This window comes from Hymenobacter armeniacus (assembly GCF_014699055.1).
Lineage (GTDB): Bacteria > Bacteroidota > Bacteroidia > Cytophagales > Hymenobacteraceae > Hymenobacter > Hymenobacter armeniacus.
On the sequence record NZ_JACXAC010000002.1, the window covers coordinates 963,856 to 976,018 of the forward strand.

7 protein-coding genes are annotated in these 12,163 nt (G+C 61.0%); 4 read left to right on the top strand and 3 right to left on the bottom strand.

The annotated features are described in order from the left end of the window. Window positions 1–36: 36 nt before the first annotated feature. The 4 genes from IC234_RS08335 (at window position 37) to IC234_RS08350 (ending at window position 6,009) form a co-directional block, all read left to right on the top strand. Window positions 37–2,202 carry an alpha-L-rhamnosidase-related protein gene (locus IC234_RS08335; protein ID WP_317173343.1) on the top strand — a complete coding sequence of 722 codons (2,166 nt, stop codon included), beginning with the start codon at window positions 37–39 and terminating at the stop codon, window positions 2,200–2,202. Continuing rightward, entirely contained in the window at window positions 2,199–3,032 is an 834-nt protein-coding gene (locus IC234_RS08340) for an L-rhamnose mutarotase (protein WP_190923383.1), read from the top strand. Before IC234_RS08335 ends, IC234_RS08340 begins: the two co-directional genes overlap by 4 nt. A 154-nt stretch (window positions 3,033–3,186) precedes the next feature. Then, window positions 3,187–4,254, top strand: a complete 1,068-nt coding sequence (locus IC234_RS08345) for a Gfo/Idh/MocA family protein (RefSeq protein ID WP_190923384.1) — start codon at window positions 3,187–3,189, stop codon at window positions 4,252–4,254. 165 nt (window positions 4,255–4,419) lie between these two features. Beyond that, window positions 4,420–6,009 carry a sodium:solute symporter family transporter gene (locus tag IC234_RS08350; RefSeq protein ID WP_190923385.1) on the top strand — a complete coding sequence of 530 codons (1,590 nt, stop codon included), beginning with the start codon at window positions 4,420–4,422 and terminating at the stop codon, window positions 6,007–6,009. A gap of 111 nt (window positions 6,010–6,120) precedes the next feature. Here the strand turns inward: IC234_RS08350 and IC234_RS08355 are convergent, their stop codons facing one another. The 3 genes from IC234_RS08355 to IC234_RS08365 all read right to left on the bottom strand — a co-directional run bounded on the left by IC234_RS08355 (window position 6,121) and on the right by IC234_RS08365 (window position 12,162). Next, window positions 6,121–8,421, bottom strand: a complete 2,301-nt coding sequence (locus tag IC234_RS08355; protein ID WP_190923386.1) for a DUF5703 domain-containing protein — start codon at window positions 8,419–8,421, stop codon at window positions 6,121–6,123. A gap of 137 nt (window positions 8,422–8,558) precedes the next feature. Beyond that, window positions 8,559–9,995, bottom strand: coding sequence for a sialate O-acetylesterase (locus IC234_RS08360; RefSeq protein ID WP_190923387.1), 1,437 nt, complete (start codon window positions 9,993–9,995; stop codon window positions 8,559–8,561). Between the two features lie 121 nt (window positions 9,996–10,116). After that, window positions 10,117–12,162 carry an aceric acid hydrolase gene (locus IC234_RS08365; protein WP_190923388.1) on the bottom strand — a complete coding sequence of 682 codons (2,046 nt, stop codon included), beginning with the start codon at window positions 12,160–12,162 and terminating at the stop codon, window positions 10,117–10,119. Between the last annotated feature and the right edge of the window lies 1 nt (window position 12,163).

Here is a 12,163-nt window from a genome sequence, read left to right on the forward strand (position 1 = left end):
TCAACCCACCTGATGATAAAACCATACTTGCAACGAGTGGCAACTGCGTTGCTCCTGTTTCTGCTAGCAGCTTCCGCCCAAGCCCAAACCGCCGCCCCTAAAGCCACCTGGATTTGGTACCCCGGCGACTACGAAATCTGGCTGGGCAACCAGATGCAGAACCGGCGCACCGAGCGCGGCACGTTCTTCCCGGTGTTCTGGCGGATGGACAGCCACTACGTCCTCATCGATTTCCACAAGGACTTCGACCTCGCGCAGCCCGAAGAAGTGGAGCTGCGCGCCGAGGGCCAGTACAACGTGAAGCTCGATGGCAAGCCGTTGGGCGCGCCCACGCGCCTGACCGTGCCGGCCGGCAAGCACCGCATCAACATCAAGGTATACAACCAGGCCACACCGCCGGCCGTGTTCGTGCGCGGCAAAACCATTGCTTCCGATGCCTCGTGGCTGGTTACCTACGAGGACAAGGAATGGATTGATGCCTCGGGCAAAACCTCGGACCAGTCGGGCACGACCTGGCTGCAAGCGGGCGCCTGGAACTTCGATGCGCCCGAGTCGCTGCCCTCGGCTTTCAAGCTGCCGACGGAGGCGCGCCGGGCGGCCCGGGTGGAGCGTACGCCGCAGGGAATGGTGGTCGATTTTGGGCGCGAAACCTTCGGCTACATCAAGCTGCATGGCTTGAAAGGCAAAGGACAGGTGGCGGTGTATTTTGGCGAGTCGAAGGAGGAAGCGTTGGCCACTGAAACCTGCGAAACGCTGGAATTCCTGGCCGTGGACCAGCCGCAGAAAGGCGACACGGTGACGAGCTTATCGAAGGCGTTTCGCTACGTGAACATCCGGCCGGAGGCGGGTGTGAGTCTCGATTCGGTGTCGCTGCTCTACGAGTATGCGCCGGTGGCGGAGCGGGGCAAATTCCGCTGTTCCGATGACCAGTTGAATAAAATCTGGGACGTGGCGGCCTACACCATGCACCTCAACACGCGGGAGTTTTTCATCGATGGCATCAAGCGCGACCGGTGGGTGTGGTCGGGCGACGCCTACCAGAGCTATTTGATGAACTACTACCTCTACTTCGACACGCCGACGGTGAACCGCACACAGTTTGCCCTGCGCGGCAAAGACCCGGTGACCAGCCACATCAACACCATCATGGACTACAGTTTCTACTGGTTCATCAGCGTGTACGATGCCTACCAGTATACGGGCGACAAGGCGCAGGTGCAGCAACTGTATCCGCGCATGCAAAGCCTGATGGACTACTGCCTCGGCCGCCGCAACAAGGACGGCCTGATGGAAGGCCTAGCCGGCGACTGGGTATTTATCGACTGGGCCGACGGGCTGAGCAAGAAGGGCGAAGTGAGCTTCGAGCAGTTGCTGCTTTGCCGCAGCCTCGAAAGCATGGCCTTGTGCGCGAATCTGGTGGGCGACCAGGCCGGCGCGCAGAAATACCAGCAGCTGGCCACCGACCTCAAGGCCAAAATCTTCGCCACCTACTGGAATGCCGGCAAGGGCGCGCTGGTGCACAGCCGCGGGAACGGCCAGCCCACCGACAACGTGACGCGCTACGCCAACATGTTTGCCATCTTCTTCGACTACCTAAGCCCCGCGCAGGAGCAGCAGGTGAAAAAATCGGTGCTGCTGAACCCGCAGGTACCCAAAATCACGACGCCCTACATGCGCTTCTACGAGCTGGAAGCCCTGTGCGCGATGGGTGAGCAGCCGTACGTGCTCAAAGAAATGAAGTCGTACTGGGGCGGGATGCTGAACGAAGGCGCTACCTCGTTTTGGGAGGAGTACGACCCCACCAAAAAAGGCACCGAGCACCTGGCCATGTACGGCCGGCCCTTCGGCAAGAGCTTGTGCCACGCCTGGGGCGCCAGCCCGATTTACCTGCTCGGTAAGTACTACCTCGGCGTAAAACCGCTCACTCCCGGCTACGCCACCTACGAAATCGTGCCCAACCTCGGCGGCCTGCAGTGGATGGAAGGCACCGTGCCCACCCCGCAGGGCGACATTACGGTGGCCGCTAGCCCCAAGCAGCTCAAGGTGAAAGGCGCCAGCGGCACTGGCACGCTGCGTTTCAAAAGCAAGTCGAAACCGAGCTGCAAAGGCGGTAAAATCGTGTCGAAAGGCAGCGGGGAATATGAGCTGACGCTGGAGAAAGGGCGCGAGTACGTGGTGAGTTATCAGGCCGTGAGCAAATGAGCATTTCGCCTGAAAACCTGGTAGATGTAGCGACGCATCGTTGCGTCTCGTTGTCCGCGCTGTTTGGTCGATTCCGTTCAACGACGAGACGCAAGGATGCGTCTCTACATCGGGCCAGAATCCGCCGAAGCAGCCGCTTTTTAGTACTGCTTTTGCTGCTGTTGCTGGCCATTTCCGCCTTCGCGCAAGCCGGTGAAAAGATGTCGGTGATTGAAATTATCGGTCCCGGAAAAGCACCGGTCTCAGCCCGCAATTTGGTGGCGCTTTGTCGGAAATATAAGGTGCCGACCTCAGGCATATACCGCTGGCAAAACCACCTCATTGCCTACGGCAAAACTGCGAGCATTCAGGCGCTGCAGAAGAATCTGGCCGCCGTTTACACTGGCAGTGAGGTGAAGCTCTATGCCGTGCCCTTTTACAAATTTGACCGTCAGCACTGCACCGATAAAACCACCGCCAAGCAATGGGACAACATCATCCTGACGGCGAATCTGGTCAAAGATTCGAAAAAGCAGCAGGAGTACCTGAACCACCACGCCACCCAGTTTCAGCAGTGGCCGGAAGTGGCGCAGGGCTTCTGCCGGGCCAGCTTCCAGCAGCTGCTGGTGTTTCGGCAGGGGCGGCAGCTGATGCTGGTTATCAGCATTCCGCACGGTGCCAGCCTAGATGAATTGAACCCGAAAACTTCGCTGAATAACCCGCGCGTGAACGACTGGAACGCGCTGATGAAGCAGTACCAGGAAGGCCTGCCCGGTACCAAACCGGGCGAGGTGTGGGTGTTTCTGAAACCCGCAGTGGCACTGAAGCAACAAGTGCTGCTAAAGAAATAAAAACACCCGTCATGCTGAGCGCAGTCGAAGCATCTCTACCGCTTCGTTGCGAGCATCAGAAATTACTTGCCCGGTAGAGATGCTTCGACTGCGCTCAGCATGACGGCCAGGTTTGGATTCTATTGACAACTCAAAACTCCTACTTACCCCCAAAATGCTCACCTTAGGAATTCTGGGCCTCGGCGAAGGCCGCAGCACCATGTCGGCCGCCCTGAACAGCCCGAAATGGACGCTCAAAACCATCTGCGACCGCAACGAAGACCTGTGCCGCCACCGCGCCGAAGAATTCAACTTCCCGCACTACACCACGCAGTACCAGGACCTGCTCGATGACCCGGAAATCGACGCCGTGGCCATCTACACCCCCGACCACCTGCACGCCGAGCACGTGGCCCAGGCCCTACGGGCCGGCAAGCACGTCGTCTGCACCAAGCCGTTTATCGACGACCTCAGCAAGGCCAACGAGCTGCTGGAGCTGAGCCGCACCTCGGGCAAAAAGCTTTTCGTGGGCCAAAGCTCCCGGTTTTTCGAGCCCATGAAGCGCCAGCGCGCCGACTACGAAGCCGGACTGATTGGCGAGCTCATCACCATCGAAGCCTACTACCACGCCGACCACCGCTGGTTTCTGGAGAAAGGCTGGTCCTTGGAAAACGCCTTCAAATGGCTCTACGGCGGCCTCAGCCACCCGGTAGATTTTATTCGCTGGTACCTGCCCAACATTGAGGAGGTGATGGGCTACGGCATGCTCAGCAGCAACGGCGCCAAAGGCGGCCTCAAGCACCAGGACACCATGCACTTCATCTTCAAAAGCACCGATGGCCGCGTGGCCCGCGTGAGCGGCTGCTACACCGGCCCCGTGCAGCCCGTGACCCGCGATTCGGAGATGAGCTGCATCCTGCGCGGCACCGAGGGCGCCAGCCAAGGCGACTACATGGACCTGCGCTACGCCATCACCGACAAAACTGGCGAGGAAAAAATCTTCACTTGGGAGCACAAGCTGAAGCACTATTTCCGCTTCGAGGGCAAGAGCCACCACGCCGGCGAATACCAGAATTACCTGGAGTATTTCGCCGATTCCATCGAGCAGAATTTCACAGCTTACCCGGACCTGAAAGAGGGCATCGGTACCATCGCGCTGCTGCAGGCCATGGACCGCTCGCTGAGCACCGGCCAGCCGGTGAAAGTGCGCGACTTGCTGGCGGAGCACGGCGTTTCGCTCTGACGTCTTTACCTCACCCCCGGCCCCTCTCCCGCGGAGAGGGGAGCCACGGCGGCGCGAACGTCTGCTTCGTCCGGCTCCCCTCTCCGCGGGAGAGGGGCCGGGGGTGAGGTGACCCGCGTGAGGCTGCTCTTAAATCATTCCCACCCCAAACCCACCCTTACCCGCATGGGCAACAACCTACTCGGCCATCTCACTGCCTGGGACTACGCCATTGTCGTGGCCTATGTCGTCATCCTCGTGGTCATCGGCTTTCGGGCCAGCGCCTCACAGCGCAACAAGCCCGATGAATCCATCTTTCTGGCCAATAAATCGTTGGGCTGGGCCAGCATCGGGTTCAATATGTGGGGCACGAATGTGGGGCCGTCGATGCTGCTGGCTTTTGCCAGCATCGGGTACAGCACGGGCATCGTGGCGGTGAATTTTGAGTGGTACGCTTTCGTGTTTTTGTTTCTGCTGGCGGTGGTGTTTGCGCCGCGCTACCTGGCGGCCAACGTGAGCACCATGCCTGGCTTTATGGGCCGGCAATACGGCGATTCCACGCAGAACATTCTGGCCTGGTACGCGCTGATTAAAATCCTGATTTCGTGGCTGTCGCTGGGCCTGTTTGCGGGCGGCTTTCTGGTGCGGCAAATTCTGGGAATTCCCATGTGGCAGTCGGTGATTGTGCTGGTGCTGTTTGCGGGGTTTTTCGCCTTCGTGGGCGGCCTCAAGGCCATTGCCAAGGTCAACGTTTTTCAGATGATTTTGCTCATCGCAGTGTCGCTCACGCTCACCGTCATTGGCGTGCTGAAAGTGGGCGGACTGAGCAAAGTGTACCACAGCGTGCCCGGTCATTACTGGAACCTGCTGCATCCGGCTTCCGACCCCAAGTACCCGTGGTATGCCATCCTGCTGGGCTACCCGGTGTCGGCGGTAGCATTTTTCTGCACCGACCAGGCCATGGTGCAGTCGGTGCTCGGGGCCAAAAACCTGGAACAGGGCCAGCTGGGCGTGAATTTCATCGGCTGGCTGAAAATCCTGTCGCTGCCGCTGTTCATCGGCACCGGCATTTTGTGCTTCATTCTATTCCCGCACCTCAAAGACCCCAGCGAGGCCTACATGACCATGGTTACCAGCCTTTTTCCAGAGGGCATGAAAGGCCTTGTCATCGTGGTGCTCATTGCCGTGCTGGTGGGCACCATCAGCTCGTCGCTCAACTCGCTGAGCACCGTGTTTACGATGGATGTGTACGCCCGCAACATCAACCCCCACGCCAGCAACCAGCAAATCAAGTCGGTGGGCCGCGTCACCATCCTCGTCGGCTGCGGCTTTGCCGTGCTGGTGGCGCTGGCCATCGACAGCGTAAAGGGCCTGAATCTGTTCGATATTTTCCAGGCCGTGCTCGGCTTCATCGCGCCGTCGCTGGCGGTGGTGTTCCTGCTATCGGTGTTTTGGCGGCGCACCACGCAGCGCGCGGTGAACGGGATTTTGTCCTTGGGTTCGGCGTTCAGCCTGGGGGTGGGCGTGGTGTATCTGTGGGTGCTGCCTTCGGCGAAATACAGCTTCTGGCCGCACTACCTGGTGCTGTCGTTCCTCATTTTCGCCGTGCTGTTTGTGGCGGCCGTGCTGCTCTCCCTCACCGACCCGGCTGGCCAGGCACGGCGCCAGGCGGTGGACTACGGGGTGCTGGCCCGTCCCACACGGCGGGTGCAGCTGCTGTGGGCCGCGCTGGCCGTGGTGATGGTGGGGCTGTACGTGGTGTTCAACGGGCATTAGGGCTGTAGAGACGCGACACTTCGCGTCTCAATCGTCGCGGATGTTATTTATGCCGCGCGGTTCCAATCGTTCAACGTGGAGACGCGAAGTGTCGCGTCTCTACATGACGTTCTACATCACCACATCCGCCCGCCGTGCCTCCGGCCACACCTTCAGCACCTGCACTTTCCCATCCTTTACTACGGCCTCCACCGTCGTTTGGTAAGGCGCGTGCAGCTTGAAATGCACGTCCCAATTCCTGGGCCAGGCGGGCAGCAGAATAATCTTTCGCCCGTCGGTTTGCAGCAGCATTTCCTGCAGGCCAATCATGCCCGAGCCGCCCCAGTTGTGGTCGGGGGCCCAGTCGTAGCCGGGGCCCCAGAAGGCCGGAAAGCGGCGGCCGGAATCCTGCAGCTTCTTCACCGTCAGTTCGGCGGCTTCGGCGATGAGGCCGAGGCGGGCGGCGAAGATGTTGTGCTGCTTCCAGCCCACGTGGCTGCGGAATTTCTGCACGTCCGCATCGTATAAGTACGTGTTGCGGGCCGTGTCGAGGCCGGGTTTGCCCACACCGTAGACGCCCCACGGAAAAACCGGGTAGAGCTGCGGGCTCTCCGTGTTGTTGAGGCGCTCCCAGGATTTGGCCGGGGCCAACAGGGTGTGACCGCCGATTTCGCGGAAGCTGATGGCTGGGATGCGGCCCAGCATGGCGCTCCATTTCTGACGTTGGGCGGCAGTGCCGTAGGCCGGCGGCAACTCCAGCAAGCGCGTGAGCACCGTGCGCAGCCCCGCAATGGAGGCGGCAGAATTGTAGGCCATCTTGTACGTCTCGGCCCCCGAGCCGGGGTAGAGCACCAAATGGCCGGCGCCGTCGAGCGCCCTGGCGCCGCGCTGCCGGGCCAAGTACTGGTAATGCTCGTCGAAGAAGGTGAGGCAGCTTTCCACGAAGGGCAGGTAGGCGGCCACGTCGTGGCCGGCGTAGCGCTCGGTTTCCAGCATCATCAGGCAGAATTCCAGCACCGTGTCCCACTCATATTCCAGCCAGGCGTTGTATTCCAGGCCCTTGTCGAAGTCGGCGGGGCGCTTCCAGTTGTATTCGGCGGGGTTGGGCAGGCCGAAATTTTCGAGCTGCTCGGTGAAGCAGGCGCCGGGGTGCTGCCAGTAGGTTTGGCTGCGCAATTCGGCGTTGCGCAGCAGGCGCAGGTAAAAATCAAACTGCGGCTTCATCAGTGCCGCGTCGCCGCTTTTCAGCATGGGCCAGTACACGAGACGCTGGTTTTGGGCGGTGTGGGTGCCGCCGCCCCAATTGCGGAAATCAGGCGTGAACTTGAGCGTGGAGTCCGTCAGCACCGGGTCGTAGGTGAACAGGCCGCCGTTGAACTTGGTGGGCCACTGGCCGAAGGCATTGCAGCCCAGCAGGTAGCGCATGAGCTGGTAGTTGCGGGCCGCCTGCCATTCCGGGGTGTTCCCCAAGGCTTTATCCGGCTGAATGTAGATGAAGCTGCGCTGCCAGTAGTCGCGCCACCAGGCCACCGTGCGCTGGCGGGCGGCTTTAGGGTTTTGCCGGGCGGCGGTTAGCGTCTGTTGCAGCCCTTGTTGCCACTGCTGCGCGCTGGGCGCCGTGGCCGTGTGCAGCGCCACCACTAAAGCGTGCGTGCGGCTCGGGGCGCGGCTTTTGAGCTTCCGGCCGTGGTAGGTCGTGTTGAGGTATTGGCCGGTGGTGGTGCCGGCCGGTCGCATGTTCGAGCCCTGCATTGCGCCGCCAAAAATCAGCTGGTTGAGCGGGTTGTAGAGCCGGTCTTTAATGCCCGCCAACCCCTGCTGCTTTACTGCCACGTCAAACACGGTTTGGGACTGGTTCTGATGGAAAAATTCGATGCCCTGGCTGCGGAAACTGATGCTGTCGCGGCGGGTTTTGACCTCGCCCTGCGGGGCCCATTTGTAGGAATTCTGGTTGTTTTCCTTGCCCTTCAGCGTGCGGTCGGCGAAGCGCCAGCTTTCGTAAGTGGCTTCGGCAGAGAGCTTGGCAGTGCTGCTGATTTCAACGTGCACCACGGGGTTAAAAACATCGACCCAAATGTGCACCTGTGCCGTTGTTTTGCCCCCGGTGCCCGTCAGTGTCACATCGCCAGATTGCAAGGTTAGCTGCTGCTTGAAGGTGCCTTTCTCGAACGGGTTAGGCGTGAGGTGCAGGCGCACGCGGCCGAGTTTCAACAGCGAGTTATTCTCATCAAACGTGCCGCTACGGGCGATGTAGAATAGCACGTTGCCATTCTCAGCCCACACGTTCAGGCCGATGTCGCCGCCGCCGCAGGGCATCGATTCGCCGGCGTTGCGGCTGGGCGTGGTCCAGGTGATGTTGTTGGTGGCTAGCTCGGTTTGGGCGTGGGCGAAGCAGGGGAGAATGGCAAGAAACAGCAGAAGCACCTGCCGCATCAGTTTCGAGTGAAACGGCAGAACGTCATGCTGAGCCTGCCGAAGCATCTCTACCGCGAGAGTAATTGATTTACCTCCACGGTTGAGATGCTTCGACCAGCTCAGCATGACGTTCAAATCTTTGCTTGCGGCCTTGCTCATTGCTCCCACTCATCCGTCCGGAACGACGATACCGGCAGCCCTTCATTGCTGAATAAAGTAGCCCGTGTGAAGTCCTTAAACGCATAGCGCACCGCCACCGGCGCCTTCACCGCATCGGCCGAAACGTTGATGACGCTGCCTGCGATGGTGGCTTTGGCCGGGTACCACTTCTGGTCAGCCCCGGCTATTTCGAAGCCGGTAAGCTCCTGCCCAAACGTGGTCATGCCCATCGGCGAGTTCTTGAAGCGCACCGCCACCGTGTTGTCCTTCACCGTCAGCGACTCATAGGTGGGGCTCAGGGCGCCAACGCCTTTCAGGCCGTAGGTCTGGGCCAGGGCCAGCAGGGCCAGACGGGTGCCGCCGGGCTCCTTGCGCATGGGGTGGATGCTGGTTTCCTCGCCCACGTCGAGCAGCACGGCCATACCGGTGTTGGGCACCTGGTCCTGCAGCTTGCGCTGGGCGTCGCGCAGGAAGGCGGAGTTGTACTTGCCTCCCTTGTTTTTGGAGGTGCGGGTGTAGTCGAAGGGCGCAATTTGGGCGTAGTAGAAGGGAAAGTCGCCCATGCCCCACTTCGTGCGCCACTGCTTCACCATGGCGGCAAACAACTGCGCGTACTCATCGGGCCGGTCGTAATTCGATTCGCCCTGGTACCAGATTGCGCCTTTAATGCCGTATCCCTCAATGGGATGCAGCATGCCGTTGTAGAGCGTGGTGGCCGTGCGGCTTTGCAGTTTGATAGTGTCGCCCTTGGCCGGAATCTTCACCCCGGTAAACTGCCGCAGGTTCTCGGCGTCCATCCAGGCCTCGATGAAAGAGCCGCTGTAGCTGCAATGCAGCAGCCCCACGGGCACGCGCAGCTGCTCCTGCAACAGGCGTCCGAAGTAGTAGGCCGTGGCGCTGAAATTGCTCACGGCCTCGGGCTCGGCCACGCGCCAGGGCGACGGCTTGCTGTTGTCCTGCGGCTCCGTGACGGACGAGCGGGGCACGGTGTAGAGACGCAGCTGGTCGTTGCGCGAGTGCAGAATGCCCTCGTTCGAGCCCAGCACCGGCTGGCCTTTGAAGCCCTTCATCGGCATCTCCATGTTCGACTGCCCACCGCAAAGCCAGACTTCGCCCACTAATACGTTTTTCAGCTTCATGGCCGGGCCGTCGCCGCTGATGGTTAACTCGTAAGACGTGCTGCTAGCGGCCAGCGTCTTCACCTTTAGCCGCCACTTGCCGGCCGCGTCGGCCTGGGCGGTGTACTTCTGCTTGCCCCAGCTCGGGTTCACGGTGATGGTGCTGCCGGCTTTGGCCCAGCCCCACACGGCGCACTCGGCCTGTTGTTGCATCACCATGTTGTCGGTGAAGAGCGAGGCCAGGCGCAGCTGGGCGTGGCTCAGCAGCGGGAAAAACAGCGTGAGACAGAAGAGAAAAAGGGACTGGGTTTTCATTCTTCGAGTTAGCAGATTGATTGTAGAGACGCGACACTTCGCGTCTCGGCGTTGGGCGGAATCGGCACGACGGCGTGGACGCCGAGACGCGAAGTGTCGCGTCTCTACATCGTTCTGAAAATTACCGGCTCACTGGCAGCCACACCTCCATGTCGTTGCTGCCCCGGTTGCCCCAGGCGTAGTACGGAATCAGCTTAAACGGCACGGTGGCGGGCTTTTCCCGGGAAAGGGGATGGTAGAGCTGGCCTTTCCAGGCCGAGTTATCGGCGAAGGCGGTCTGGCCTTCCAGCCACACCACGTCGGAGCCGGCGATGGTGGCGTGGCGGGGCGTGAAAACGGTGTTGGCATTCACAATCAGGCCGCTGAGGGGCTTGCCGACGGGCAGGTCACGGGCTTCGAGGCAGTAGACCACCGGGCCGCGCCGCACGGCCACCTGGTTGCGGGTTTCCTCGACCAGGGCGTTGGCTTCCAGCAGCTGCGCGGGCATCGGGAGCTGCAGCTCCACCTTGTCGCCGGCCTTCCAGCGGCGGTTGATTTCGGCGTATTGGCCGGGCGTTAGGGTGGCGGCCACGGGCTGGCCGTTCACGAGCAGCGCCGCGCCTTCGCTCCAGCCGGGCACCCGGAAAAACATTGAAAACGGCTTCTTCGGGGCGGTTTGCAGGGTCACTTTTACGCTGCCATCCCAGGGGTAATTCGTTTCCTGCGTCAGCTTGAGAGGCGAGCCGTCTTTGAGCTTGGTGTTTAAGTTATTGCCGCCGTAGAGGTTCAGCCACAGGCCTTTGTCCGACGTGTTATACATGTAGTTATTTACCTCCGCGATGGTGCGCACCACGTTGGGCGGGCAGCAGTTGGAGAGGCTGATGTAGTCGACCCGCTCCTTCGACCAGCGCTGCGAAAACGGCAGGTCGGCGGAATAGGCCAGCGGGTTGGTGTAGAGGAAGCGTTGCCCATCGAGGCTGATGCCGGATAACACGCTGTTGTAGAGCGCCGTTTCCATCACGTCGGCGTACTTGGCGTCGCCCGTGATTTGCAGCATCCGCCAGTTCCAAAGCACGTTGCCGATGTTGGCGCAGGTTTCGCCGTGGGCTGTGAGGTTGGGCAGCTGGTAGTCGCGCCCGTAGGCCTGGTGGATTTTCTGCACCGTGTCGGGCTTGTAGGCCGTGCCGTCGGGCGACACGCCGTCGTAAAGGGCCCCGCAGGCACCGGTGACGTACATTTTGTGCTGGGTCACGTCGTCCCACATTTTGTTGAGGGTCGTGAGCAGGGTGGCGTCGCCGGTTTCGGCGTACACGTCGGCCGCGCCGGCAAAGAGGTAGTTGGCCCGCACGGCGTGGCCGCCGGCCTTCTGCATCTGGCGGAACGGCAGGCGGTCCTGGTTGTCGTCGGTGCCGATGTCGGCCGCCAGCCCGCGGATGTTGATGAGGCTCTCGGCCAGCTCCAGGTAGCGCGGGTCGCGGGTGGTGCGGTACATTTCCACTACGCCCATGTAGTGCGCCGGGCAGATGGCGTTGCGCGCCAGCTCGGGCGAGGCCGTTTTGTAGAAATTGTACAGGTAATCAGTGGCTTTCTTCGCCGCGTTCAGCAGCGTGGTTTTGCCCGTGGCGCGGTAGTGCACGCAGCCGGCCGTCATGAGGTGGCCGAGGTTGTAGGTTTCAAAATTCAGCCGGTTCTTGAATGCCGCCTTCTGCCCGGGGGTGTTCAGCTCCGCAATGGTGCTTTGGGTGCTCAGGTATCCATCGGGCCGCTGCACCTTCACAATCAAGGCAATGGCTTCGTCAAGCTGCTGGTCCAGCTTGGGGTCGTGGTTTACCGCATAGGTGGCCGACAGCGCTTCCAGCAATTTGAAGAAGTCGCCGTCGTGGAAGGGCGGGCCCTTGTGCGCGCCTTGCTCCAGCCCGGCGGCAATCTCAAAGTTCTTGTAGGCGTGGTTGCGGTCGGAATGGTAGAGCGCCCACATGGTCGGAATCATCGACTTCTGGCACACGTCGAAGCGCTCGGCCCAGAAGCCGTTGGTCCACTGCACGCTGCCCATATCCACGCTGCTGAGCTTGGCGTGGGCGCTGGCGGAGGTGTTGACGAGGGCCTTTTGCTGAGCAAAAGCGGGCTGGCCGGTCGCTGCTGCCACCGCCAACAGGCCGAAGCGAAGTTTCTTAAGTTGCACGTTCATA